At 64.4% G+C, this 23375-nt stretch carries 26 protein-coding genes; 11 read left to right on the top strand and 15 right to left on the bottom strand.

Features of this window, described 5'->3' with window-relative positions:
* Positions 1-43: 43 nt before the first annotated feature.
* Both ACLKOZ_RS16320 and ACLKOZ_RS16315 read right to left on the bottom strand, forming a co-directional pair.
* Complete coding sequence (locus tag ACLKOZ_RS16320; RefSeq protein WP_436476546.1) at positions 44-880, bottom strand: alpha/beta fold hydrolase; 837 nt, start codon at positions 878-880, stop codon at positions 44-46.
* A gap of 107 nt (positions 881-987) precedes the next feature.
* Positions 988-1185, bottom strand: coding sequence for a hypothetical protein (locus tag ACLKOZ_RS16315; protein ID WP_337348829.1), 198 nt, complete (start codon positions 1183-1185; stop codon positions 988-990).
* A gap of 144 nt (positions 1186-1329) precedes the next feature.
* On the opposite strand from ACLKOZ_RS16315, the gene ACLKOZ_RS16310 reads away from it, so the two are divergent.
* Entirely contained in the window at positions 1330-1878 is a 549-nt protein-coding gene (locus tag ACLKOZ_RS16310; protein WP_436476543.1) for a DUF488 domain-containing protein, read from the top strand.
* Positions 1879-1966: 88 nt separating this feature from the next.
* On the opposite strand, the gene ACLKOZ_RS16305 is transcribed toward ACLKOZ_RS16310, so the two are convergent.
* From ACLKOZ_RS16305 to ACLKOZ_RS16290, 4 genes are read right to left on the bottom strand one after another with little or no spacing between them, the layout of a single operon-like run.
* The gene (locus ACLKOZ_RS16305; RefSeq protein WP_376048469.1) at positions 1967-2602 is read right to left on the bottom strand and encodes a methyltransferase; all 636 of its coding nucleotides are present in this window, start codon (positions 2600-2602) and stop codon (positions 1967-1969) included.
* 2 nt (positions 2603-2604) lie between these two features.
* Positions 2605-3615: a Bug family tripartite tricarboxylate transporter substrate binding protein gene (locus tag ACLKOZ_RS16300; protein WP_337348831.1), complete on the bottom strand. Its 1011-nt coding sequence runs from the start codon at positions 3613-3615 to the stop codon at positions 2605-2607.
* Entirely contained in the window at positions 3612-5135 is a 1524-nt protein-coding gene (locus ACLKOZ_RS16295) for a tripartite tricarboxylate transporter permease (protein WP_436476541.1), read from the bottom strand. Before ACLKOZ_RS16295 ends, ACLKOZ_RS16300 begins: the two co-directional genes overlap by 4 nt.
* 2 nt (positions 5136-5137) lie before the next feature.
* Positions 5138-5734: a tripartite tricarboxylate transporter TctB family protein gene (locus ACLKOZ_RS16290; protein ID WP_436476539.1), complete on the bottom strand. Its 597-nt coding sequence runs from the start codon at positions 5732-5734 to the stop codon at positions 5138-5140.
* Between the two features lie 153 nt (positions 5735-5887).
* Between ACLKOZ_RS16290 and ACLKOZ_RS16285 the strand changes: the two genes are divergently transcribed.
* Together ACLKOZ_RS16285 and ACLKOZ_RS16280 are read left to right on the top strand one after the other, a co-directional pair.
* Positions 5888-6730, top strand: coding sequence for a MurR/RpiR family transcriptional regulator (locus tag ACLKOZ_RS16285; protein WP_436476537.1), 843 nt, complete (start codon positions 5888-5890; stop codon positions 6728-6730).
* Positions 6727-7923, top strand: a complete 1197-nt coding sequence (locus ACLKOZ_RS16280; protein WP_436476535.1) for an MFS transporter — start codon at positions 6727-6729, stop codon at positions 7921-7923. The genes ACLKOZ_RS16285 and ACLKOZ_RS16280 overlap by 4 nt, the downstream gene beginning before the upstream one ends.
* Positions 7924-7985: 62 nt before the next feature.
* On the opposite strand, the gene ACLKOZ_RS16275 is transcribed toward ACLKOZ_RS16280, so the two are convergent.
* Positions 7986-8729, bottom strand: a complete 744-nt coding sequence (locus tag ACLKOZ_RS16275) for an ANTAR domain-containing protein (RefSeq protein ID WP_436476655.1) — start codon at positions 8727-8729, stop codon at positions 7986-7988.
* A 551-nt stretch (positions 8730-9280) separates the two neighbouring features.
* Between ACLKOZ_RS16275 and ACLKOZ_RS16270 the strand changes: the two genes are divergently transcribed.
* From ACLKOZ_RS16270 to ACLKOZ_RS16260, 3 genes are all read left to right on the top strand, one after another.
* Positions 9281-9877: an adenylate kinase gene (locus tag ACLKOZ_RS16270; RefSeq protein ID WP_436476534.1), complete on the top strand. Its 597-nt coding sequence runs from the start codon at positions 9281-9283 to the stop codon at positions 9875-9877.
* The gene (locus ACLKOZ_RS16265; RefSeq protein WP_376048459.1) at positions 9874-10746 is read left to right on the top strand and encodes an NAD-dependent epimerase/dehydratase family protein; all 873 of its coding nucleotides are present in this window, start codon (positions 9874-9876) and stop codon (positions 10744-10746) included. Before ACLKOZ_RS16270 ends, ACLKOZ_RS16265 begins: the two co-directional genes overlap by 4 nt.
* A gap of 242 nt (positions 10747-10988) precedes the next feature.
* The gene (locus ACLKOZ_RS16260; RefSeq protein ID WP_436476530.1) at positions 10989-12794 is read left to right on the top strand and encodes a S8 family serine peptidase; all 1806 of its coding nucleotides are present in this window, start codon (positions 10989-10991) and stop codon (positions 12792-12794) included.
* A 94-nt stretch (positions 12795-12888) separates the two neighbouring features.
* Here ACLKOZ_RS16260 and ACLKOZ_RS16255 read toward each other — a convergent pair whose 3' ends face one another.
* From ACLKOZ_RS16255 to ACLKOZ_RS16230, 6 genes are all read right to left on the bottom strand, one after another.
* Complete coding sequence (locus ACLKOZ_RS16255) at positions 12889-13086, bottom strand: hypothetical protein (protein ID WP_436476528.1); 198 nt, start codon at positions 13084-13086, stop codon at positions 12889-12891.
* Positions 13087-13100: 14 nt separating this feature from the next.
* A complete protein-coding gene (locus ACLKOZ_RS16250) occupies positions 13101-13310 on the bottom strand; it encodes a hypothetical protein (RefSeq protein WP_436476526.1) in 210 nt (69 codons plus the stop codon).
* Between the two features lie 37 nt (positions 13311-13347).
* A complete protein-coding gene (gene mmsB, locus ACLKOZ_RS16245) occupies positions 13348-14658 on the bottom strand; it encodes a multiple monosaccharide ABC transporter permease (RefSeq protein WP_436476525.1) in 1311 nt (436 codons plus the stop codon).
* A gap of 4 nt (positions 14659-14662) precedes the next feature.
* Positions 14663-16192 carry a multiple monosaccharide ABC transporter ATP-binding protein gene (mmsA, locus tag ACLKOZ_RS16240; RefSeq protein ID WP_337348842.1) on the bottom strand — a complete coding sequence of 510 codons (1530 nt, stop codon included), beginning with the start codon at positions 16190-16192 and terminating at the stop codon, positions 14663-14665.
* Positions 16193-16300: 108 nt separating this feature from the next.
* Positions 16301-17425 (bottom strand): multiple monosaccharide ABC transporter substrate-binding protein, encoded by a 1125-nt coding sequence (chvE, locus tag ACLKOZ_RS16235; RefSeq protein WP_337348843.1) that lies wholly within the window; start codon positions 17423-17425, stop codon positions 16301-16303.
* A 231-nt stretch (positions 17426-17656) separates the two neighbouring features.
* Positions 17657-18787, bottom strand: coding sequence for a DNA alkylation repair protein (locus ACLKOZ_RS16230; RefSeq protein WP_436476522.1), 1131 nt, complete (start codon positions 18785-18787; stop codon positions 17657-17659).
* A 232-nt stretch (positions 18788-19019) separates the two neighbouring features.
* On the opposite strand from ACLKOZ_RS16230, the gene ACLKOZ_RS16225 reads away from it, so the two are divergent.
* On the top strand, positions 19020-19724 hold the full coding sequence (locus ACLKOZ_RS16225) for a phosphatase PAP2 family protein (protein ID WP_436476653.1): 705 nt from the start codon (positions 19020-19022) through the stop codon (positions 19722-19724).
* Positions 19725-19726: 2 nt separating this feature from the next.
* Entirely contained in the window at positions 19727-20035 is a 309-nt protein-coding gene (locus ACLKOZ_RS16220; protein ID WP_436476520.1) for an MmcQ/YjbR family DNA-binding protein, read from the top strand.
* A 52-nt stretch (positions 20036-20087) separates the two neighbouring features.
* Here the strand turns inward: ACLKOZ_RS16220 and ACLKOZ_RS16215 are convergent, their stop codons facing one another.
* The gene (locus ACLKOZ_RS16215) at positions 20088-20408 is read right to left on the bottom strand and encodes a MerR family transcriptional regulator (RefSeq protein ID WP_436476518.1); all 321 of its coding nucleotides are present in this window, start codon (positions 20406-20408) and stop codon (positions 20088-20090) included.
* A gap of 152 nt (positions 20409-20560) precedes the next feature.
* Here ACLKOZ_RS16215 and ACLKOZ_RS16210 point away from each other — a divergent pair, with 152 nt between their 5' ends.
* From ACLKOZ_RS16210 to ACLKOZ_RS16200, 3 genes are all read left to right on the top strand, one after another.
* Positions 20561-20983 (top strand): Hsp20/alpha crystallin family protein, encoded by a 423-nt coding sequence (locus ACLKOZ_RS16210; RefSeq protein WP_337348883.1) that lies wholly within the window; start codon positions 20561-20563, stop codon positions 20981-20983.
* 88 nt (positions 20984-21071) lie between these two features.
* Positions 21072-21467 carry a J domain-containing protein gene (locus ACLKOZ_RS16205; protein ID WP_436476516.1) on the top strand — a complete coding sequence of 132 codons (396 nt, stop codon included), beginning with the start codon at positions 21072-21074 and terminating at the stop codon, positions 21465-21467.
* A gap of 30 nt (positions 21468-21497) precedes the next feature.
* Positions 21498-21875 carry a hypothetical protein gene (locus tag ACLKOZ_RS16200; RefSeq protein ID WP_337348849.1) on the top strand — a complete coding sequence of 126 codons (378 nt, stop codon included), beginning with the start codon at positions 21498-21500 and terminating at the stop codon, positions 21873-21875.
* Here ACLKOZ_RS16200 and ACLKOZ_RS16195 read toward each other — a convergent pair.
* Positions 21867-23255 (bottom strand): AAA family ATPase, encoded by a 1389-nt coding sequence (locus ACLKOZ_RS16195; protein WP_436476514.1) that lies wholly within the window; start codon positions 23253-23255, stop codon positions 21867-21869. The genes ACLKOZ_RS16200 and ACLKOZ_RS16195 overlap by 9 nt on opposite strands.
* Between the last annotated feature and the right edge of the window lie 120 nt (positions 23256-23375).

Raw genomic sequence — 23375 nt, 5'->3', positions numbered from 1 at the left:
GCGTGATGCCTGGCCCCTCCGCTGTGCTGTTTACAACCGGCCTTTACTTCTTAAGGAAGGCGAGCAGGGCTTCGTTGACTTCCGCAGCGTGGGTCCAGAGCAGGCCGTGCGGGGCGCCGTCGATCTCCACGTAGTCGGCGCTGGGCAGGGCCTTGGCAAAGAGGCGCCCGGTGGAGTCAATCGGCAGGATGTTATCCGCCGTGCCGTGGACAATCAGGGCGGGAACATCGATGCGCGGGATGTCGGCGCGGAAATCGGTGAGCCAGGTGGGCTGGGCAGCGACCGAGGCGGTGGCTCCTGCTCCGGCGGCAAGGTTCCAGCTGGCGGTCAGGGCTTCCTGGCTGAGCCGCGGCGTGCCCAGGAACGTGTCGGTGTTGTAGAAGTTCTTGAAGAATTCCGTGAAGAACGCGTAGCGGTCAGCCGTGACCGCCTCCGTGAGTCCGTCGAAGACCTCCTGCGGAACGCCGTCGGGGTTGTCGTCCGTCTTCAGGAGGAACGGTTCCAGGGAACCCAGGAACGCGGCCCTGGCCACGCGCGCCGAACCGTAGGTGCTGAGGTAGCGGGCAACTTCGCCGGTACCCATGGAAAAGCCCACCAGCACGGCGTTGTTGACGTCCAGCGTGTTCAGGAGTGTATTGAGGTCGGCGGCGAAAGTGCCGTAGTCGTAGCCTCCGGTGGGCTTGCTGGACTTGCCGAAGCCGCGGCGGTCGTAGGTGATGACGCGGTAGCCTGCCTGCAGGAGGGCGGCCGTCTGCTTTTCCCAGGAGGAACCGTCCAGCGGGTAGCCATGGATCAGGACAACAGGCTGGCCGCTCCCGTGATCTTCGTAGTAGAGATCGATATTGGTGCTGTTCTCGGTTCCAACGGTGACGAATGCCATCTTGGCGGTCCTTTCGAGGCTTCGGAATCAGGTTCAGGGCGCAACCAAAAGGCCGCGCCAAGCATTCCCTACTCTAGGGAACGCCCGACGCGGCACCAAGGACCGGGTTACTGGGATGGCTGGGGCAGCTCGCACGCAACCTGCGGGTTGACCCCCATGTAGTTCAGGGGCCCCGCCACGATGGTCACGGCCACCGTCCCAACCTGGGCGCAGGACCCCGGAGCTCCGCCGAAGTAGCCTCGCTGCCAGGCGGCGATTCCTCCGATGATCAGCCAGATAATGATCAGTGCTCCGAGAAACTTCATGGTGTCCTCCGTTGGCATGGCCGCCTGTGCATTCAATTATGCGCCGTTAACCGGAATCCAGACAGCGTCGGTCAAATGCATCATTTCCAGGCAGCCAAGCTTCGATTTGCCGAGTATGTGCTGAGCCTGTGAAAGGCTGGGCCCATGGAGGACACGGGCGTGGCGGGCAGCGTGCCGCGGTTGCTGACGGTGGGCCACGGAACCGCAAGCCAGGATGAATTCGGGGAACTGTTGGCCGGTGCAGGAGTCCAGGCCCTTGTGGACGTCCGGATTGCTCCGGGCAGCCGCAAGTTCCCGCATTTCGGCAAGGACCTGCTCGCGGAATGGCTGCCCGGCGCGGGAATCGCGTACCGCTGGGAAAAGCGGCTGGGCGGGTTCCGGAAACTTCCCCCCGATTCACCGGACGTGGCGCTTCGCAACGACTCCTTCCGCGCGTATGCGGCCTATATGAGGTCCTCGGAGTTCCTGGACGCCCTCGATGGGTTGATCACGCAGGCCTCGCAGGAGAGTGTGGTGATCATGTGCAGCGAGACCGTCTGGTGGCGGTGCCATCGGCGGCTCATCGCCGACCACGCCGTGCTGCTGGACGGCGTAGACGTCCGGCACCTGATGCCCGGCGGGAGACTGGCTCCTCACCAGCGGACCTCTGGCGTGCGCGTCGCCGGAAACGGGCTCGTCTACGACCAGGTGTAGCTATGGCGCCGAGTTCGCGCCGGAAGGCTGTGGGAACACCGATCTACCAGTGTTCCCACAGCCTTCTGGCAAGTGAGGGCAGTGCGGGTCAGACGGAGGCGCCCTCGAAGGCGATGCGCTTGGCGGCTTCGCGTGCCTCGATTTTCCCTGCCTCCGCCAGGACCTGTTCCGCTTCCTCGCGACGCACCACAACTACGCCGTCAGCATCTGCCACGATGATGTCGCCCGGGGCAACCACGACGCCGTCGATCGCCACCGGGAGCTGCAGCCGGCCGGGGCCGAACTTGTAGGGTCCTGCCGGGGTGACCGAGCGGGCGAAGACCGGCAGGCCGCAGTCCGCGAGGGCATCGGCATCCCGGACGGCGCCGTCGATCACAAACCCCGCCAGCCCCAGGTTCTTGGCGCGAAGCCCGATCATGTCCCCGATCAGGGCACGGGACTGGTCCCCGCCGCCGTTGACCACGATCACGTCGCCCGGCTGCGCTTCGTCGAGGGCCTTGTGGATATAAAGGTTGTCTCCGGGGCGGGTCCACACCGTATATGCGGGCCCGGCGAGCTTGGCGCCAGGCCAACTGGGTGACAGGGCCGATGCCACGCCGATGCGTTCCTGGGCGTCGCCGATGTTGGCTGCCGGAATGGCTCCCAGGCGGCGCACGAGCTCAGCGGTGGAGAGAGTAGGGTCTTGTGCCTGCATAGTGTCGCCGGCCTTTCTGGACGTGTCCATGGCTACTGCTGCTTGAGGAGTTCGTCGATGACCGGCTTGATCAGGGTTTCGCGTTCTTCCCACATCTTGCTGACCTCGGCCGCCGGAACCCACGTAGGCTGAGTGGCCGCACCCTTGAGCTTTTCCTGCACGGCGGGCGTCTCGGCTGCGGTCTTCAGTGAGGCCTCGAGCTTCGCCACAACTTCCTTGGGCGTCTTGGACGGGACTGACAGGGCGAAGTTGCTGGCCATTGGCTTGACGTCGTAGCCGGCGCTCTTCATGGTGGGGACTTCCGGGACGAAGGGGCTTGGGTTGTCCTCGATCACGGTCAGGAGCTTGATGTCGCCGGACTTGTACTGGCCGAAGAAGCTGGACACGCCGCCCAGCGCGAAGTCCACCTCGCCCGAGACAATGGCTGCCACCTTGTCCGCACCGCTGTTGTAATGCACGATGTTGAAGTCCAGGCCCAGCTGGTCTTCCAGGAGGCGCAGGTTGATGTGGTCGTCACCGGCGCGTGAGTCGGTGCCCACGGTGACCTTCCCTGGCTCCGCCTTGACGGCGTCGAACAGTTCCTTGAGGGTCTTGTACTTGCTGTCCTTGTTCACGCCGATCACTACCGAGTTGGTGGCGAAGGAGCCGATCGGGGTGAAGCTGCTGCGGTCGAAGGCTGCCTTCTTGCTGGGGTCCAGGTAGCGGCCCAGGATGGACGGGATGTTGGTGTTTCCGAAAGTCAGGCCGTCCGCCTTGGACTGGGCGACGTAGTTCAGGCCTACCACCTGGCTGCCGCCTTCCTTGTTGACCACTTTGATGGTGGCGCCCAGGTCCTCCTGCATGGCCGGTGCAACGATGCGGGCCAGGATGTCGTTGCCGGCGCCGGCTGCGGAGGGGACGATCCACTCGATAGTGGAGCCTGCCTTGGGGAAGTCCGCGGCGGCAGTGGTGGTGCTGCTGCCGGCCTGGCCGCCGCAGCCTGTGAGGGCCAGGGCAACTGATGCAGCGAGGGCGGTGGTGGTCAGTGCGGTCATTTTTTTCATTTCGCAAGCTCCTTTGGTGCGATGGGGGTGGGGGTCTTTTTCTTCAGCATTGAAGCAATGAGGGGGCGGACTGCGCCGAACAGGATGGCCAGGACAATCACGCCGATCAGCGTGAGGCTGATGGGGCCTTGCAGGAATACGTTGTAGTCGCCGCGGGAGAGCGCCAGGGACCGCTGAAAATTCTCTTCCAGCAGAGGGCCCAGGATGAGTCCCAGGACCAGCGGGGTGAGCGGTACTTTGACCAGCTGGAAAATGTAGCCGAGGATGCCGGCGCCCAGCATGATCAGGATGTCGAACGCGCTGCCGTTGATGGAGTAGGTGCCCAGGAACATAAACGCCAGGATGGCGGCCATGAGGTAATGGAACGGAACCTTCAGCACAGCGATCCAGACCCGGGCCAGCGGGACGTTCAGGACCAGCAGGATCAGGTTGCCCACGATCAGGCTGGCGATGATGGCCCACGCAACGTCGGGGTTGTCACGGAACAGCAGGGGTCCGGGGATGAGGCCGTTCATGGTGAACGCGCCGGCCATGATGGCCACGGTGGCGGAGGTGGGGATGCCCAGGGTGAACAACGGGATCATGGACGAGACGGCCAGGGCATTGTTCGCCGCCTCCGGTCCGGCGATGCCTTCCACTGCGCCCTTGCCGAATTCCTTGCTGCGCTTGGAGATCCGCTTTTCGGCGGCGTAGGAGGCCAGCGACGTTGCCGCGCCGGGGGAGCCCGGCAGGAGGCCCATGAAGAAGCCGATCACTGATCCGCGCAGCGACGGAAAGGCTGAGCGCTGCAGGTCCGTGCGGGTGGGCAGGAGCCTGGCGACCTTGAGCGGAGAAGGGACCCCCAATGGGCCCTTCTGGGCCTGGCCCAGGACTTCGCTGAGGCCAAAGACGCCCATCACGATCGCTACTAGTCCGAGGCCGTCGAACAGTTCCGGCATGTCGAAGGTGAAGCGGGCAATGCCGACGCCGGAATCCACACCCACGGTGGCGATCGCCAGGCCGGCTGCCGCGCTGAGCAGGGCCTTGGCCGGGTTGTTGCCGGCGAAGCTGGTGATCAGGGCGAAACCGAGGAGGGACACCAGGAACAGTTCGGGGGCACCGAATTCCAGGGCGAGCCTGCTGAAGGGTGCCACCACCACGAAGCCGACGACGCCGATCAGGCCGCCCACGAACGAGGCGAGCGCCGCGATCACCAGCGCCGGGCCGCCGCGTCCCCTTTTGGCCATCTGGTAGCCGTCGAGCGTGGTGGCGATGGAGGATGCCTCACCGGGAATCCTGAGCAGGACCGCCGTCGTGGTTCCGCCGTACGCTGCGCCGTAGAGGATGGCGGCCAGCATGATGATGGCGGAAGTGGCATCCAGGCCGAAGGTTACCGGGATAAGGAGTGACACGGCGGCAGCCGGGCCGAAGCCGGGAAGCACACCCACCAGCATGCCCAGGACACAGCCGAGCAGCGCGAAGAGGAGGTGTTCGGGCGTAAATACGGTAGCCAGGCCACCGAGGAGCTGATCGAATCCCATGGCTACAGCCCCAGTCCTGCGAGGAAGTCGATGCTGGCGGTCGGCAGGGCCGTTCCCAGCCAGACCTCAAAGACCAAGCGTGAAGCCAACGCGGAGCCAACGGCCACCAGGGCGGCCATCCAGAGTTTGCGCTTGCTGACGAAGAAGAGGATGGTTCCAAGCATCAGCGTCATGACGATGGTGTAACCCAGCAAGGGGAGGAGCAGGGCGGCCAGGAGGATTGCTCCTGAGATGATCCCCACCCGGGCCCACCCCTGGCGGTCCGGGAAATCCGGGGCGTCAGGCTCGTCGCTGTTGTCGTCATCGAGCAGGGAAACCAGTGCCGATTCTGACTCGTGGTGCGGCGGCAGCGATTCGACGGTGTCGCCCGTGACGTGTGCCGGCGCCGAAGTCCGGCGTGTGGCTACGAGCTGGAAGGCCCACAGGACTCCGGCCAAGGCCATCAGCGTCCCAGCGACCATGGGAAAGAATCCGGCCCCCACACCGGAGGTGTTCGTCAGCCCGTAGCCGGCGCCCACCACTGCCATGGTCAGGCCCCCGCCAACAGCCGCTGCGGCCACCGTCCATTCAAGCGCAACTGGTGCGTTGAGGGTTTGCATCTTCGTTGTCCGCCTCTCTGCGGCAAAGTGGAGAAAATAGGGAAAGCAGGATGGGTCAAAACCTCACTTGCAATCTTGCACAGGATTGCATGTTCGTGAGAGAGTGTCAAGCATCACAGTTATTCCGTAGAGGAATCTCAAAGGAGAGCCAGAGTGAGTTTCAAAGCAGTAGTGGCCAGCAGTACGGTCAGGCTCAGTGCCTCCGAAGAGCGCGTCATGAACGTCCTCATGGGGGACGACATGTCCGGAATTCCAGCGGCCGAAGTTGCGGACCGGGCCAAGACCCACGAATCAACGGTGGTGCGGCTGGCAAAGAAGCTGGGCTACCGCGGCTATCCGGACCTGCGCAATGACCTGCGCAAGGACGAAACCGAGATCCATGACCACCACGGTGGAATCATGCGCGGGGACACAGGCTACGACCTGGCCGCTTTCGTCGCCGATGAAATCGTCGCGCTGAAGCGGCTGCCGCATTTTGTTTCGCAGGACGATTTGGACGCCGCCGCCAGGACGCTGCATGGATCACGGACGATTTACCTGTTCTCAAGGGACGACGAAAAGCCCACGCGTGACCTGATGGCACGCCGCCTGCGGCGGTTGGGCCTGACGACAGTAACGCTGGGGACCACACCGAAAGACCTGGCCGAGCGCTTCGTCAGCTTCGATGAAAACAGCACCCTTATTGGTTTTGCGCTGCGCGAGGCGCCACGCCAGCTTGCCGCGCTGGTGACCGAGGCAGCCCGGAGGGGAGGCAAGAGCCTCCTGATCTCTGATGTGCCGGGCTACCGCTTCCGCCCCAGCCCCGACCATCTCATCACCGCCAGGCGCGGTGACGACGGGGAGTACCGGACCCAGCTGATTCCCGTTCTCCTGGCCTATGCCCTGCAGCTGGCGATCTTCCACTTGGACCCGGCCCGGTACCGGGCAGCCAGGGACAGCATCGAGGATCTGACCCGCCTCTTGGGCGGGGCGGACGAAATTCCGCTGCGGGCGTGAATTCCGGCTGGCGGACAGCACTCAGCGCGCAGGCCGTCCTCGCCCAGGCTGCCTGGGTGGGTATCCGGCTCATCATCGGCTATCGGGCGCTTGCTGAAGGTGCCGACCCCGTTTTCCTGGGCGTCCTGGCTTCGAGCTTCGCATTGCCCGCACTACTGACCGCCCTGCCTGCAGGGCGCCTGGCTGACAGGTTCGGGGGCACCGCCATGGCCTTTATCGGACTGCTGACGGCCGCTGCCGGGACCCTGACCATGCTGGCGGTCAGGGGGCTTCCCATCCTTCTGGCGGCCAGTGCCCTCATCGGCCTGGGTCATCTCATGGTGATGGTGGGCCAGCAGGCATTTGTGGCACACGTCAGCAGTGAAGGATCCACTGACAGCGCGTTCGGCACACTGACCGCCGCCGCTTCGATCGGCCAGCTGATCGGTCCGCCCGCAGTCACGCTCGTGGCTTCGCTGGGCATCCGGGACGGGGCCGCGCCGGACACCACGCTGGGGCTCCTGGTGTGCCTCGGATTCAGCGCCCTGGCCACACCCGCCTACTTCTTCCTGCGGCGGACGGACGCCGGGCTGCGCAAGGGCCGGCGTAAAGCAGCGGCTGAACCCGTCAGCGTGGCCGGGGTCCTGAAGGCTCCAGGACTGTGGCGCTCGCTGGTGGTCAGCGGGGCGGTGCTGGTGACGGTGGACCTGATGTACGCGTTCGTCCCGGTCTGGGCTACCGAACAAAACGTCAGTGCCGCCGTCGTGGGTATGCTCCTGGCGCTCCGGGCCGCCGTCTCGGTCGCGAGCAGGGTGGGCCTCACCCGGCTGATCGCGCGCTTCGGACGCAAGGCGATGCTGATCGCCTCCATTGGTGCGGCGGTCCTCTCACTCGCCGCCCTGCCGCTAGTGGGCCCTTATGGCGCTATAGCCGTGATGATCGGGCTGGGGCTCGGGCTCGGCATCCCGCAGCCACTCACCATGGCCTGGGTGGTGTCGCTGACCGCATCATCGAGCCACGGCGCAGTCCTGGGACTGAGGATGACCGTCAACCGGCTGGCGCAGATCACGCTGCCCATCGCCGTCGGCTCCTTTGCGGCGCCGCTTGGCGTGCTGGGGATTTTCTGGGCCAATGCCGCGCTGCTCCTGGGAGCCATCGCAGTGGTGGCAGGATCCGACGCCGGCCAGCCGCCTGGGGCGGATACCGTCACCTGACGCAGGGCGCCTGCGGCACCAACCCCCGGAACGCCCGACGTCGGCCTGCCGCCGTTGGTGGATTACCCGTCGTAGTGGGTGCGCGCCGGCCCCTGCCCCAGGGAGTTGACCACTGCCGCCGCCACGTCGTGAAGCTTGGAATTACGGGTGCTGGAGGCAGTCTTCAGGATTTCGAAGGCGTCGAGCTGGCTGCAGCGGTTCTGCGCCATGATGATTCCCACGGCCATGTCGATGACGGTGCGGGATTCCAGCGTTGCCCTCAGGTTCTTTGCCGTCTCGCTGTAGTGGGCGAACCGCACGGCGAGCCGGAGGGCAAGGGACGTCTGGCTGACGAAGTTCGCCGCGAATTCAAGGACACGGCCGTCGAACCGGCGGGGCCGCCGTGAGTACAGCTGCAGGGCGGCTTTCGTTTCACCCTCCAGTTCGAACGGCAAGGAGAGCACGGAGCGCACCCCCTGGCCCAGGACAGCAGCGGCGTAATCCGGCCAGCGGTCATCCTCGGTCACATCAGGAATGTGTATGGTTGCCTGCTCAAGTGACGCGGCCATGCCAGGGCTGTCGCTGAACTGGTACTCGATCTGGCCGATGGCCTGGGCCTCCGGCCCGCTGCTGGCAACCGTGGCAGTCTTGCGCTCGCGCAGCAGGGTGATGGTGCAGAAGACCTCGTCGTCAAGGTCCGAGAGGCCGCGTACGGACACGCGGGCGAGCTCGTTGAGGAAGTCCTCAACATCGGAGCTGTTGAGGACGAGTTCATGGAGGTGCTCGGTGATGGATGTATCGGATTTTGCTGTTGACTCGCTGGCCACGATTCTTGGTGCCATTCGCTCAGGTCAAAACGAGCCGGCAACGTTCCGCCAACCCTCGAGGGGACCTGGCGGTAAGGGTCGCTGGATCGACGAACTTTCCAACGGCCTGCTGCTAAACCGATATCCAGAAGTATATACACGCTCCGGCCCCTGAAAACGTCACCTTGGGCCTGCGCACCGCCCTGATACGCAGTCCTTGGCTATGTGCCCGAATGTGACCCCGCAAGCCAGGCTCCGGCTAGTTGGCTTGAAGTTACAAGGAATTTGTGAGGTCCCGCGGACCTGGGGCGTCCGCTGAAATAATCCTGCGTTTTGCGAGTAATACTGAGCACTCGGCCTGTAGTCCAAGCAGCGGCCGCCAGTGTGACCTCAAACGTTGCGGGTTGTCTTCCGGCCTGGTGCTAAGCTCCCCACAACTCAAAGCCAGGCGCCGGATCCACTCCCGGAGGCTGGCATTGTGTTGCCTCTTATGGGCAGAATGAAGCACGCGTTGGCGTTGCCGGCGACGGACCCGAAACCAGCGGCGATGGCGCCGCGGAGGGACGTAGAACATGACCAGACTGCTCATCATCGGTCCGCCCGGCTCCGGCAAAGGCACCCAGGCCGTGCACATCGCGCGGCATTTCAAGATCCCTGCCGTCTCAACCGGGGAGATCTTCCGTGACAATGCCAACCGGGAAACACCGCTGGGCAAGGAAGCCTCCAAATACCTGGACGACGGACTCTTTGTCCCCGACCACCTGACCAACGCCCTGGTCAAGGACCGCCTGCTGGACGCCGACGTGCAGGATGGTTTCCTGCTGGACGGCTACCCCCGGACGGCGCCGCAGGTCACGGAGCTGGACAACATGCTGGCGGCCCGGGACCAGCGCGTGGACGCAGTCATCGAACTCCGGGCCCCCGACGCCGAACTGGAACAGCGGATGCTCAAGCGCGCCCAGGACCAGGGCCGCAAGGACGACACGGTGGATGTGTTCCGCCGAAGGCTGGATCTGTACCATCGCGAAACGCACGAGGTAGTGTCCGTTTACGCAGGCCGGGGGCTGGTTGTCTCCGTTGACGGCAGCGGAAGCCCGGACGAAATCACCGAAGCGGCCATCGCCGCCGTCGAGAAATTCCTCGCGACCCAGGACAGGAAGATCCCATGAGAATTGCAGTGACCGGCGGTAGCGGGAAGCTGGGGCGGCATGTTGTCCGCAGGCTCACAGCGGATGGGCACCAGGTGCTGAACCTGGACCGTGCCGGGGACCGGAGCCCGGGGCTCGCCATTGTGGACTTGCGCGACTATGGCCAGGTCCTGGATGTGCTGCTGGGACTGGATGACAGGCACACCGGTTTTGACGCCGTCGTCCATCTCGGTGCCATCCCAGCGCCGGGCATACTGCCGGACGCTGCCACGTTCGAGAACAACATGCTCTCCACCTACAACGTCTTCCAGGCGGCCCGCCGGGCGGGAATCAAGAAGGTGGTCTATGCCTCCAGTGAAACGGTGTTGGGGCTGCCGTTCGACGTCGACCCGCCCTACATCCCCGTGGACGAGGAATACCCCGCCCGCCCGGAGAGCACGTATTCGTTGGTGAAGCATCTCGAAGAGCAGATGGCCATCGAACTCACGCGCTGGGACCCGGAATTGAGCATTGTGGCTTTGCGGTTCTCCAACGTGATGGATGCCGAGGACTACGAACGCTTCCCATCGTTCGATTCCGACGCCATGCTCCGCAAGTGGAACCTGTGGGGCTACATCGATGGCCGTGACGGCGCCCAGGCCGTGGCTCGGGCGCTGGAGAACGGCACGCCTGGCTTTGAAGCCTTCATCATCGCGAACGCGGACACCGTGATGAGCCGTTCCAGCGCCAGCCTCGCCGCGGAGGTGTTCCCGAATGTCGCGGTGACCAGGGAACTGGGTGAACACGAGACCCTGCTCGGCATTGGCAAAGCCAGGAGGCTGCTGGGCTTCGAACCCGAGCACAGCTGGCGGACCTACCACCCCAGCAGGACCACGCCCACGGAAGACTGAAACCGGCGGGACCCACCCCTGGGGTTTGGCCGGCGCGAGGGCGTTTTCCTCAGGACAAACCACAGGTTTGCGCAGCTGATTAAGGCTTGGCGCAGGATCGGCGAAGTTCCGGGCAACGGCGTGCTGCGGGCTCCTATTCTGGTGGTGGGCGGGGCTTCCCCGCCCGCCAATACCAAGCCCCAGCGCCCCGCAAGGACCCCAAAATTCCACTTTCACGCCTGCTCCGGCCCGCCGCCACAGCGATGCTTGTTTCCGCCGTCGCACTGACCGTCCCGGGCCTTCCCGCCGCAGCCGTTGCACCCGCCGCCAACGAGGCCAGCGTCCGCTACATCGTCCGCTACGCCGCAGACGCCGACGTCGCCGCCGAGACTGCGGCCATCCGTTCCCAGGGCCTCGGCGTGGGCCGGACGTTTTCGCACGCGGTGCGCGGCGCCGTCGTGACAGCAACCCCCGGCCAGGCCGAGGCACTGTCCCGCTCAGGGCGCGTCGTTTCGGTGGAGGCGGACGCTCCGGTCACCCTTTCCGAAACGCAGCAGCCTGCGCCCTGGGGGCTGGACCGGATGGACCAGCGGGCCCTGCCCCTGTCGGGCTCCTACAACTGGACCTCGGCGGGCGCCGGGGTCAGCGCCTACGTGGTGGACACCGGCGTGCTCGGATCGCATAACGAGTTCGCTGGCCGCATCACGGCGGGCTGGACGGCCGTGGCCGACGGCCGCGGCTCCACGGACTGCAACGGCCACGGAACGCACGTGGCCGGAACAGTGGCAGGGACCACTTACGGTGTGGCAAAGTCTGCGACTGTGGTCCCCGTCAGGGTCCTGGATTGCAACGGTTCCGGGTACAACTCCGATGTGGTTGCCGGCCTGGACTGGATTGCAGCCAACCACACTGCCGGCACGCCGGCCGTGGTCAACATGAGCCTCGGCGGTGCCGCCAGCTCGGCCGTGGACGCGGCGCTCCAAAGCGTCATTAACGACGGCGTTGCCGCCTTCGTAGCCGCCGGCAACTCCGCCGTTGATGCCTGCGGCACTTCACCCGCCCGTGTCCCCGCCGCCGTCACCATAGCTGCCAGCGATTCCGCCGACCGGCAAGCCAGCTTCTCGAACTACGGATCCTGCGTCGACCTCTACGCGCCCGGGGTGGGCATCACCTCAGCGTCCTACACCTCCACCAACGCAACCGCCTCGATGTCCGGCACTTCCATGGCAGCGCCCCACGCTGCGGGAGCGGGGGCGGTACTGCTCGCCCAGAATCCGGCACTCACTCCGGCGCAGGTTGCGGCGACGCTGGCCTCCAACTCGACTGCCGGCGTCGTGATCGGGGCCGGCGCCGGCACGCCAAACCGCCTGCTGTACTCAGCCGGCACAGCGCCCGCTCCGACCCCCGTGGTTACTGCCCCGGCGGCTCCTGCCCCAACAGTCACGGCCAAATCACCCGCTGCAACTTCGACGGCGGTGTCTCCGGGCAGCAATGTCACTGCCACCTTCAGCGCTGCGGTCCAGGGCGTGGGCAGCGGAACTTTCATCCTCAAGAATGCCGCGGGTTCCGTTATCCCAGCCACGATCACCTACAACGCCACGACGAGGACTGCCACCCTTGACCCGGTGTCGAACCTGGCGGCAGACGCAAAGTTCACGGCGACGCTGGTGGGCGGAACCATCGCCATCCGCGACGCCGCCGGCACCCCGCTGGCCACCACGAACTGGTCTTTCACCACCGGGCCCGCGCCCACCGTTACCGGATTCACCCCCGGCAGCAACGCCATCCTGGTCCGGCGCTCCAACAACGTTTCCGTGACGTTCAGCGAAGCCGTTCAAGGCGTCACCACGTCCACCTTCACGGTGAAGAATGCTACTACCGGCGCGGTCGTTGCCGCTACGGTCTTCCGCAACGGCAGCACCAACCAGTGGATCCTTGATCCGCAAGCGGCCCTCGCCGCCAAGACCAAATACACGGTGACAGTCTCCGGCGGGGAAGCAGCCATCCGCGACCTTGCCGGGAACCAGTTGGGCACCAAAACCTGGCAGTTCACCACAGGTTCCTTCTGACTGGTTTTCCAACACAACGAAGGGAGGCCGACGGCGGCAAGCGCGTGCCGCCGTCGGCCTCCCTTGGTTGATCTTCAGGGCACTCCGAAGCACTTTAATGAATTGGCAGGACCTCGTAGCCGTCCGTCTTGGCCACCATCTGCCGGCCGTGGTTGCCGTTGAACTTCAGCCACATGACAGACGAGTCGGCTGCAACGGCCTCAACTTCGCCGGTACGGACCACGCGCCCCCCAGCGCGCAGTTCCACCCAGCTGCCCACGAGCTGATGCCAGTCTTCGGTTGCTTCGTCCACGGTCCCGGCAGCCCTCAGGAAATCAGTTCGCGGGTCATTCCGAAAGGAACCTGGTCTGACAGTGCTGCGGTGTAGCGGCCAGGGGCGACCCGGGTCACCACAATGCCGTGCGTGCCTGTCAGGAGGGCGGCTTCCTGGAGGCGCCTGACGGCAGCCTCAAGTTCTTCGTCCAGGAGATGCCGGCTGGCGACATCTATCTCAATGCGGTCCATGGGGGTAGACATAGCGGTTCCTTGTGAATTGTTGGAGTAGGGTTCCTGGTTATTCAGGCTTGGCTGCGGAAACGGGGACGGGGCGATCCTTTGCCTGGTCCTTCGTTCCCGCGGGTGCCTGGGATTCCGACGTCGCCGGCGGGGAAGTCCTGAGCTTGAAGCGCTTCCCGATGGTGCTGCCGCCGCCACCGCTGCGGTTCTTGTTGAAAATGTCGAAGCCGACAGCCAGCAGGAGGACCAGGCCCTTGATGAGCTGCTGGTAGTCAGTGCCGAGGCCCAGGATGGACATGCCGTTGTTCAGCACGCCCATGATCAGGCCACCGATCATGGCGCCGGCCACCGTGCCGATGCCGCCCTGGACGGCGGCGCCGCCGATGAATGCAGCGGCGATGGAGTCGAGTTCGAAGCCGGTGCCGCCGGCTGGCTGTGCCGAGTTGAGCCTCGCCGTGAACACCAGCCCTGCCAGGGCCGCCAGGACGCCCATGTTGACGAAGAGCCGGAAGGTGACGGCCTTGGTCTTGACGCCGGACAGCTCCGCGGCATGCAGGTTGCCGCCGATCGCGTAGGTGTGGCGGCCAAAGACGCTGTTGTTCATGAGCGCCGTGTAAACGATCACCAGGACGGCCAGCACGATCAGGACGACCGGGGTGCCGCGGTAGCTCGCGAGGAGGAACGTGATGATCAGCATGAGCAGGGCCACGAACGTGGTCTTGGTGGCGAACCAGGCCATGGGTTCGTTTTCGAGGTCGAACTTCTTGCGGATACGGCGTTCCTTGAGTGCTTGGATGAGCAGCGCAACAGTGGCTCCCACACCCAGGATGACAGTCAGCCATTCCAGCACGGATGTTCCCCCGGAGATGTCCGGGAGGAATCCTCCGCCCAGGGCACGGAGTTCGGCCGGGAACGGGGTGATCTGCTGGTTCTTCAGCGTGATCAGGGTCAGGCCGCGGAAGATCAGCATCCCTGCCAGCGTGACGATGAACGCGGGAATGCCCACATAGGCGATCCAGTATCCCTGCCAGGCGCCGACAAGCGCTCCCACCAGGAGGCAGGCGGGGATAGCCAGCCACCAGGCCCACCCCCAATGGACCATCATGACGCCGGCGACGGCACCGATGAAGCCGGCGATTGATCCCACCGAGAGGTCGATGTGGCCGGCAATAATCACCATCACCATGCCGATGGCAAGGATGAGGATGTAGCTGTTCTGGACCACCAGGTTGGTAACGTTCTGGGGCTCCAGGAGGATGCCGTTGGTCAATACCTGGAACAGCAGGACGATCAGGATCAGGGCAACGAAGATGCCAACCTGCCGGAGGCGGCTTGTCAGGAAGCCGAGGGATTCTCGTAGGGCGGACATGGTCCTATTCCTTCTCTTTGGTCATGTAGTGCATGAGTTTTTCCTGGGATGCTTCGGCGATGGGCACCTCGCCGGTGACGTGGCCCGCGGACAGGGTATAGATCCGGTCGCAGATGCCGAGGAGTTCGGGCAGCTCTGAGGAGATGACAATGACCGCCTTTCCCTCCGCCGCGAGGTTGGCAATGATCGTATAGATCTCGAACTTGGCGCCGACGTCGATCCCACGGGTGGGTTCATCGAGGATCAGCACGTCCGGGTCCGAGAACATCCATTTGCTCAGCACCACCTTTTGCTGGTTGCCGCCGGACAGCTTGCCGGTGATGGCGGCAACTGACGGCGCCTTGATGTTCATGCTCTTGCGGTAGCCGTTCGCCACCACTGTCTCCCGGTTTTTGTCCACCCAGCCGCCCTTGACCAGCTTGCGGAGCGCAGCCATGGAGATGTTCCGCTGGATATCCTCGATGAGGTTCAGGCCGTAGTGCTTCCGGTCTTCTGTGGCATACGCGATGCCGTGTCCGATCGCCTGGGACACCGTGGACGTGTTGATTTCCTTGCCGCGCTTGTACACCTTTCCGGACATCGCCGTGCCGTAGGTGCGCCCGAAGACGCTCATGGCCAGCTCGGTCCGGCCGGCTCCCATCAGGCCGGCAAGGCCCACCACTTCGCCCTGGCGGACGTTCAGGCTGGCATTGTGTACCACCATGCGTGTGTGGTCCTGGGGATGCCGGACGGACCAGTCCTCGATCCGCAGGACTTCCTCGCCGATCTTGGGTTCCCTGTCCGGGTAGAGGCTTTCCAGGTCCCGGCCCACCATGCCGCGGATGATCCGTTCCTGTGTGATCTGGCCTTCATCGAGCCGCAGGGTCTCAATGGTTTTGCCGTCGCGGATGATGGTGACGGCGTCAGCGACCTTGCGGATCTCATTGAGTTTGTGGCTGATGATGATGCTGGTGATTCCCTGGCCCTTAAGGTGCAGGATCAGGTCCAGGAGGTGGCCGGAGTCCTCGTCATTGAGTGCCGCTGTGGGTTCGTCGAGGATGAGGAGCTTGACTTCCTTCGACAGTGCTTTGGCGATTTCCACCAGCTGCTGCTTGCCCACGCTGATGTGCTGGACCGGCGTGATGGGATTTTCGCTCAGGCCCACCCGGGCCAGCAGTTTTGCGGCCTCCAGGTTTGTTTTGCGCCAGTCCACCCAGCCGTTTTTGGCCTGCTCGTTTCCGAGGTAGATGTTTTCGGCGATCGAAAGATACGGGCTCAGGGCGAGCTCCTGGTGGATGATGACAATCCCGCGCTTCTCGCTGTCGTTGATGCTGGAGAAGTTGCAAGGCTCGTTTTCGAAGAGGATTTCCCCGTCGAAGGAGTTGTGCGGGTAGACGCCGGACAGGACTTTCATGAGCGTGGACTTGCCCGCCCCGTTCTCGCCGCAGATGGCGTGGACCTCGCCCCGGTTCACGTCCAAAGTGACATCCTGGAGGGCTTTGACGCCCGGAAAAGTCTTGGTGATTCCTCGCATTTGAAGAATGGGTGTGTTCATCGTCAATTCCCACTGACTGGTTGAAACTGGGCAAGCCTGCGGCTGCAGGGGCCTACGTGGAAGGGGTTGCGGCACGGCCTTGTGGCCGGCCGCAACCCCACAAGAAAGTTACTTGACGTCGGCGTCTGTGTAGTAGCCGGAGTCGATGAGTTCCTTCTTGTAGTTGTCCGCAGTGATGATCACGGATTTGAGCAGGTAGGCCGGAACCACCTTGACCTTGTTGTTGTAGGTCTTGGTGTCGTTGACCTCGGGCTCCTGGCCCTTCAGCAGGGCATCGACCATCTTCACTGCCTGGGAACCCAGCTGGCGCGTGTCCTTGAAGATGGTGGAGTACTGCTCACCGGCGATGATGGACTTCACGGAGCCCTTCTCAGCGTCCTGGCCGGTGACAACCGGCAGATCGCCCTTGGCGTAGCCACCGGTGCTGGTCAGTGCGGAGATGATGCCGATGGAGAGCCCGTCGTAGGGGGAGAGCACGCCGTCAAGCTTCGTTCCGGAGCTGTAGGCGGCAGTGAGGATGTCCTCCATCCGCTTCTGGGCAACGGGGGCCTGCCAACGCAGGATGGCTGCCTGCTCGAACTTGGTCTGGCCGCTGGGAACCTTGAGGGTTCCGGCATCCATGTACGGCTTCAGGGTGTCCATGGCGCCGGTCCAGAAGAAGTTGGCGTTGTTGTCATCCGGACTGCCGGCGAAAAGCTCAACGTTGAACGGGCCCTTGCCCTCCACCTTCTTGCCGCTCGCGTCAACCAGGCCCAGGCCGGTCAGCAGTGACGTTGCCTGCTGCACGCCTACCGTGTAGTTATCGAACGTGGTGTAGAAATCAACGTTGGGGGTGCCGTTGATGAGCCGGTCGTAAGCGATGACCTTGACGTTCTGTTCCTTCGCCTTCGCGAGGACATCGGTCAGGGTTGTACCATCGATGGCCGCGATGATGAGTGCTTTGGCACCCTTGGTCAGCATGTTCTCGATCTGGGAAACCTGCGTGGGAATGTCATCGTTGGCGAACTGGAGGTCGGTCTTGTAACCAAGGTCCTTCAGGGACTTTTCCACGTTTCCGCCGTCGGCGATCCAACGCTCGGATGTCTGGGTGGGCATGGAGATACCCACCAGGGATTCACTGGGATTCGCAGTGGCGTCCGGGGTGGATGTGCCACCCCGGCTTCCGCACCCTGTGGCACCCACAGTGACGGCGAGGACGACGGCTACGGCGCCCAGGAATTTCCTTATTCTCACGATTTCTCCTTCCGCGGAAGCTTGTCCGCGAAGTGGTGCTGGGGCGGCAAGCGTCTGCGCTTGCCGGTGAAGCGGTACTGGCTGGATGCCAAGGCCAGGGCCTTTGACATCTAAGAGCTGTGAACCGGCCGGAGACGGGGATCAGTTGTGTGCCAAAATAAGGTTCGACCGTGTTCGTGTTAGCGCTAACAGACAGGTTACTGGAGAGTTACATGTGAGTCAAATCACTTTTTATAGGGGCGTTTCAATCGGACTTGTGTCCACTTGAAACTCCGCACGGCCGTGGCGGACGCCGTTGATCTGGAGTTCCAGGACATGCATCCCGGGGTGGTGGACGCGAGTGGTCATCGGCCTGAAGGCGTGGCGCTTGGCGAGGATCCTGGACTCACCCGCAGCGAGCGTCAGGGCCGTGAGCTTAAAGACCTTCACGGACTGGCTGCCGTTGGCCTTCCGGTAGTGGATGGCATAATCCACTGCCAGCCGCGCGCCGTCGGTGCCCATATTTGAGACCCTGAACTCGAATCCCAGGTCCTCGGGCATGGCCACCACCTGCCGGTCGAGCCGAAGTTCTGTGACAGCTACCGACGCCGGGGCGAACCCCTGCAGCGCCAGCGCACCTGGGTGCCCCTTCTTGACCAGTGTCCGGAGGCCGTGCCTGACCACCCACGCTGTATTGGTGTCCGGCGCGGCCAGCCAGCGGGCCGCCGTCGCAACCACAATCTCCGGCGCATGCCGGGCGAGGTCATTGAGGTGGTTTGCCACCGACCGCCGCACGTAGTCGGAGGGGTCGCGGTAGAGGGCATTGAGGATGGGCAGGGTTGCCTCCGGCAGCTTCACCAGGGCCGGGACCCGGACAGCCCACGGAAGGTAGGCCCGCGTCCCTTCACTCGCCAGGCGGCGGACGTGCTCGTCCGGGTGCCGCGTCCACTGCAGGATGGCCTCGAGGGCTGCCTCCGGATGGTGGGCGAGCAGGCGCCGGATGGCAAACTCGCCGGTCAGCCGGGGCGTCAGTTCAGCCAGCAGCGCCAGGCAGTCCTCGAAGTCCGGCACGGAGCCTGATTCGAGAGCGAGGGTGACAGCGGCTTCGGAGACCGGCCAGAGGATCCATCCGGTGAAAGCGGGGTTCTCCAGGGCGCCGCGGAAGATGCCTGCCGCCGTCGTGTAGCCGGAACCCGGGATGCGTTGGAGATCGTGCAGCAGCGCCCCGCTGACGCTGTCCGTACGTCCGCGCAGGCTGAGCTCGTCCAGCGTGGTGGCGGGGACGGCGAGGTTGGGCCACACCGTACCGGGTGCTGCCGTGGCAAGAATGTCAGCCAGCGACTCCACGCCTTGCCTGTTGATCAGCTCATTCATCGCACCCATGAGGTCAGGCTACCCGCGGCTGGGGTTCCATGCGGAACCAGTGCAGGGGAGCCGGCCGCGCGATCCGCCCACCATCGGCGGAATAACGGGGATAATCTTCACCTGAGGAAAGTCTTCACGGCGCAGGGACGGAAATAGACACGTGGCAAAGCAGTCAGGGCAGCAGGCATCCAGCAAGGCGCCGCAATGGTGGCGCAGGTTCCATGACAAATTCGTCGTGGAAGAGCGATACATGGAGCCGGCGGCGCGGAGAAGCCTCTATCGCTGGTCCGTACTGTTGGCGGCGGTCGGTGCGCTCCTCTTCACTGCCACTCTCATGGGCGTCCTGCAGGGCGACGGGCTTGCCTCGGCCGATGAGGATGCACGGAACTGGCTGCTCGCCATCCGTTCGGAGCTGCTTACCGTTGTGATGATCTTCCTGGCGGTGGTCTTCGGGCCCATAGCCCTGCCGATTATCGTCCTGGTAGTCATCCTCGTATGGGGATTTGCGGCCAAGCATGCTTGGCGGCCCATGCTGCTGGCCGGCGGCATGATCACCGGCGTGGTGATATCGCAGATCATCCTGCAGATCGTCAGGAGGTCCCGCCCGCCGGTGGAGCTGATGCTGTTTGGCGCCGACCACACCTTCTCGTTCCCCTCCGGCCACGTCCTGGGCGCCTGCGACTTCCTGCTGGTAGGAACCTTCCTGATATTCTCGCGACGCGAAAACACCAGGGCGGCGGTCCTCGGTTTTGTTGGGGCCGGCGTCGGAATTGTGTTGGCAGCGCTCAGCAGGCTGTATTTGGGATACCACTGGCTTAGTGATGCCCTGGCATCACTTTCCCTCTCGCTGATCATCCTGGGTGCGGTGATCGCCCTGGATACCTGGCGCACCGCCCGGATCCCCGGCGAACGGATTACCGGGGAACTGTCCAAAGCCGACGCTCCGGGTGACTAGCCATGGCGACCGAGATGGACGCCCGCAGGATGTGCCTGGCACTGCCCGGCGTTTCTGAGCGCAGCAGCTGGGGCCAGCCGGCCTGGTTCGCCAAGACTTTGATGGCACGCATCTGGGAAGAGGGCGTGCTGACGGTCAAGACCGACGAGCGCGAGGCCTTGGCGGGCACGGAACCGGACACCTACTTCTGGACGCCGCACCACGACCGTTCACCGCAGCTTGTGCTGATCAGGCTGGACCGCATTGGTACCGAGGAGCTTGCCGAACTGCTGGAGGAGTCTTACCGGCTGGCAGGCGGCCGCAGGCCCTGACTGCGGCGGGTCCTGACCGCCGCCGTCCGGCTGGGCCGCCGGGCTGGCTGCGCTAGGCGTCGGGGCGGGAGCGGGCGCGTTGGAGCGCCCTGCGCAGCTTTGCGTTGGCTGCCTCCAGCTCAAGGACCTTCGCCACGCCGGCGAGGTTGAGCCCCTCTTGAAGCAGTTCCCCAATGCGCAGGAGGATGGCTATGTCTGTGTCACTGTATTGCCGTGTGCCGCCGGCCGTCCGGACCGGCGTGAGTAGCCCCCGCGTCTCATAGAGCCGGATATTCTGCTGCCCCGTGCCTGTCAGCTGTGCCGCCACCGAGATCGCGTATAGCGCCCGTGCGGCCCCGGACTGGGGCGTTTGGCCGGATGCCGGCTCTGTCATGTCTGCTCCAAAATCCCTGCTCAAAAATCCTGAACGAATCCCTTGCTTCAGTTTGGCACGAGTGCTATAAAAAATCTATATCCACCACCATAGATCGGTGCGATGGGTATAGACCAAAACCAAACAATTGCATGCTGAAGGAGTGGGAAATGATGTTAATGCGTACGGACCCGTTCCGTGAGCTGGACCGGCTTACCCAGCAGGTCTTTGGAACCGCGGCCCGGCCGGCGGCGATGCCGATGGACGCGTGGCAGGAAGACGGCGAGTTTGTTGTCGCCTTCGATCTGCCGGGCGTTGACGTGGACTCCGTGGATTTGAATGTTGAGCGGAATGTCCTGACAGTGCGGGCAGAGCGGCGTGACCCCACCCAGCCAAACGTGGAGCTGGTAGCCTCCGAACGGCCCCGCGGCGTTTTCAGCCGCCAGCTGATACTGGGCGAGACCCTGGACACGGAAAACATCAAGGCCAGTTACGACCGTGGCGTCCTGACCTTGCGGATCCCGGTTGCCGAGCAGGCCAAGCCGCGCAAGATCGAGATCGAAACGAAGGGCCAGATGCACGAGATCGGAAGCTAGTCCATCCTTAAGCGGCGGATATCCGGCTTAGGCGCGGGCATGGGGCCGCCCTGCCCGCGCCCAAGCAGTTCGAAAGAAGGCGGCGCCCATGGACACGCCGGACAAGGTTGAGCTGCCAGACCACTATGCAGCCCTGCGGGTGGAGGCTTCGGCCAGCCAGCAGGAAATTGCCCGCGCCTACCGTGCCCGCATGCGCAGCCTTCATCCCGACGTCGACGTCGGCCCGCGCATTCCCGGCGGGGCCGATGGGAATGCCGCGGCCCGCAAAAATGAGCTGTTGCGCATCATGCAGGCCTTCGCAGTGCTTCGTGATCCAGCCCGCCGGGCTGCTTACGACCGCAGTCTTGCCGAACGGCAGATGGTTTCCCGTCCGGAGACGGGACCGCAAAGCATCCCCGTCCGGCGTGTCCGCAGCCGCGAGAACCGCGCAGGGGCCACGATCAGAATTACGCCCGTCCGCTGGGAAAGCGGACCGTGGGCATGACCCCCTTCCAACCCAACGAAGGAGCAGTACATGAGCGAGTGGCGCCGCTACGATTCACAGTTGATGCCGGTTTTCCACGAGCGGTTCGAAGAACGCTGGGGCAAGGGTACGGCCCCTTTCCTTGATCCGGAGGCGCACGAGGAGCCAATTCCGCGGGCCCAGTGGATCAATCCGGCCACCGGCGCGGCGCTGGCGGTAGTGCCCGTCTGGACCGCCGACGATGGCCAGCACCGTTCCTTTGGTGTGTTCTATCTGCCCCCGGCGGGAGGCATCTGGGTGTTGCGTCCCGGATACACCGGTTACCTGGAACCTTCCGACGGCGAAACAGAACACCTGGTTACCCTCCGGAATGACGCCTACCGGAAGGCCGTGGCCCACGCCAAGGAGTTCCTGTTTGGCTCACAGTGAGTTGTCCGGGCCGCTCCCCAACAGGCTGCGGGTGAGGGCTTCGGCGTCGGCCATCAGGTCCTCCACCGCAGCAGCGAGGTGGGCGTCGGACACCGGCGCCTCGTCCAGGGCGGCAGCCACCACGGCCCGACGCACCAGTTCGCGGGCGAAGGAAGCAGTGGTGCCCTCTGTCCGTTCCGCTGCCAATTCCAACGCCTCCGGGCTGAAGGACACCCGGCGGCCATAGAGTTCCAGCAGCCGGACCCTCTCGGCGTGTTCCGGGAGCGGAATCTCGACGGCCAGGTCCACCCGGCCCGGACGCTGCGCCAGGGCCCGTTCCAGCATGTCCGGCCGGTTGGTTGTCAGGACGAATGCGACGTCGGCATCGTTGTCCAGGCCGTCCATGGCGTCCAGCACCTCAAACAGCAGCGGCTGCGGACCATGCCCGAAGCTCCGGTCCTCGGCGATGAGGTCGCAGTCCTCCAACACCACGATGGACGGCTGCAGCGCCCGGGCCATTCGAGCCGCGTCCGAGATCCGGGCGAGCGAACCGCCGGAGAGGAGGATCGCCGTCGACCCAACACTCTGGCTCAGCAGGTGCCGCACGGTGTGGGTCTTGCCTGTCCCCGGCCTGCCGTAAAGCAGGATGCCGCGTTTGAGGTGCTGGCCGTGGTCCTTGAGCGAGGCGCGGTGCGTGGCAATGCCCACGGTGTGGTCCGCCACCTTCTGCAGCAGCCCGGCGGGCAGGATGACGTCCGACGCCGGGAGGCTGGGCCGGTGGTGAAAGGTAACGCCCGCAGCGCTCGGCCCATACGCGGACATCACGAGGGAGATGACCTGTCCCTTGAGGACACTGTTGCTGTCCATCCGCAGGCGGAACTCCGCCAGGAACGCGGTGGCGGTTTCCTGCCCGGCTGCGAGGACCTCCAGGGAAGCGGCCTGGCGCCCGGATTGGGGCTCGGCATCTCGCTGCAGGACGGCCAATGGGTTCCCGGCGAAGCTGAAAAGCCACAGGCCCAGGGCCACGGCCTGCCGGTGGCTGTCCGGGCCCACCGCGAGGTTGGCATAGTCAGGCTGGGCGAGTGGAAACTGCGGAAAGAGCTGCGAGTGCTGGACCATGTCACTCAAGGACTGGTGGTGCCGCTGGCCGCCGCCTCCGATGCCTACCAGCCGGCCCCCAGGGTCCTGTTCAACGAGTTGCGCCATCACAATATCGGCGTCCACAAAACGGTGCGGCGGGATTTCCTCCACTACCACCGAAAGGTCCGCAGCTGGCGTGCCAAGATGTTCGGTCAGGGCTTGAAGCAGCTGTTTTCCCGCTTGCTCCCGATGGTTTCCGGATTGCGCCAGCTGGACCAGCGCCGCAAAATCGTCGATGAATTTCCCCAGTTTTTCATCCATCCCCAGACCCTAGCAGGCGGCAGCCAGCCAGGCCCGGGACCCGTGGCCAGGGCAGCGTGGCTGACGCTCGTCAGCGGCCCGGCCGTGTGCCATCCTAAGGGGTACAGTTTCCGAACCCAG

The organism is Arthrobacter sp. R4 (assembly GCF_051365025.1).
Classification (GTDB): domain Bacteria; phylum Actinomycetota; class Actinomycetes; order Actinomycetales; family Micrococcaceae; genus Arthrobacter.
This window is presented reverse-complemented; position numbering and strand designations above follow the sequence as displayed.

What these genes read in the sequence shown, in the direction of transcription:
- ACLKOZ_RS16310 (WP_436476543.1), top strand. Translation starts at nt 1,330, where the DNA reads ATGGAGGACACGGGCGTGGCGGGCAGCGTGCCGCGGTTGCTGACGGTG.
- ACLKOZ_RS16270 (WP_436476534.1), top strand. Translation starts at nt 9,281, where the DNA reads ATGACCAGACTGCTCATCATCGGTCCGCCCGGCTCCGGCAAAGGCACC.
- ACLKOZ_RS16300 (WP_337348831.1), bottom strand. Translation starts at nt 3,615, where the DNA reads ATGAAAAAAATGACCGCACTGACCACCACCGCCCTCGCTGCATCAGTT.
- ACLKOZ_RS16260 (WP_436476530.1), top strand. Translation starts at nt 10,989, where the DNA reads ATGCTTGTTTCCGCCGTCGCACTGACCGTCCCGGGCCTTCCCGCCGCA.
- ACLKOZ_RS16205 (WP_436476516.1), top strand. Translation starts at nt 21,072, where the DNA reads ATGGACACGCCGGACAAGGTTGAGCTGCCAGACCACTATGCAGCCCTG.
- ACLKOZ_RS16210 (WP_337348883.1), top strand. Translation starts at nt 20,561, where the DNA reads ATGTTAATGCGTACGGACCCGTTCCGTGAGCTGGACCGGCTTACCCAG.
- mmsB (WP_436476525.1), bottom strand. Translation starts at nt 14,658, where the DNA reads ATGTCCGCCCTACGAGAATCCCTCGGCTTCCTGACAAGCCGCCTCCGG.
- ACLKOZ_RS16200 (WP_337348849.1), top strand. Translation starts at nt 21,498, where the DNA reads ATGAGCGAGTGGCGCCGCTACGATTCACAGTTGATGCCGGTTTTCCAC.
- ACLKOZ_RS16315 (WP_337348829.1), bottom strand. Translation starts at nt 1,185, where the DNA reads ATGAAGTTTCTCGGAGCACTGATCATTATCTGGCTGATCATCGGAGGA.
- ACLKOZ_RS16305 (WP_376048469.1), bottom strand. Translation starts at nt 2,602, where the DNA reads ATGGACACGTCCAGAAAGGCCGGCGACACTATGCAGGCACAAGACCCT.
- ACLKOZ_RS16265 (WP_376048459.1), top strand. Translation starts at nt 9,874, where the DNA reads ATGAGAATTGCAGTGACCGGCGGTAGCGGGAAGCTGGGGCGGCATGTT.
- ACLKOZ_RS16215 (WP_436476518.1), bottom strand. Translation starts at nt 20,408, where the DNA reads ATGACAGAGCCGGCATCCGGCCAAACGCCCCAGTCCGGGGCCGCACGG.
- ACLKOZ_RS16290 (WP_436476539.1), bottom strand. Translation starts at nt 5,734, where the DNA reads ATGCAAACCCTCAACGCACCAGTTGCGCTTGAATGGACGGTGGCCGCA.
- ACLKOZ_RS16220 (WP_436476520.1), top strand. Translation starts at nt 19,727, where the DNA reads ATGGCGACCGAGATGGACGCCCGCAGGATGTGCCTGGCACTGCCCGGC.
- ACLKOZ_RS16320 (WP_436476546.1), bottom strand. Translation starts at nt 880, where the DNA reads ATGGCATTCGTCACCGTTGGAACCGAGAACAGCACCAATATCGATCTC.
- ACLKOZ_RS16230 (WP_436476522.1), bottom strand. Translation starts at nt 18,787, where the DNA reads ATGGGTGCGATGAATGAGCTGATCAACAGGCAAGGCGTGGAGTCGCTG.
- ACLKOZ_RS16195 (WP_436476514.1), bottom strand. Translation starts at nt 23,255, where the DNA reads ATGGATGAAAAACTGGGGAAATTCATCGACGATTTTGCGGCGCTGGTC.
- mmsA (WP_337348842.1), bottom strand. Translation starts at nt 16,192, where the DNA reads ATGAACACACCCATTCTTCAAATGCGAGGAATCACCAAGACTTTTCCG.
- ACLKOZ_RS16225 (WP_436476653.1), top strand. Translation starts at nt 19,020, where the DNA reads ATGGAGCCGGCGGCGCGGAGAAGCCTCTATCGCTGGTCCGTACTGTTG.
- ACLKOZ_RS16250 (WP_436476526.1), bottom strand. Translation starts at nt 13,310, where the DNA reads ATGTCTACCCCCATGGACCGCATTGAGATAGATGTCGCCAGCCGGCAT.
- ACLKOZ_RS16295 (WP_436476541.1), bottom strand. Translation starts at nt 5,135, where the DNA reads ATGGGATTCGATCAGCTCCTCGGTGGCCTGGCTACCGTATTTACGCCC.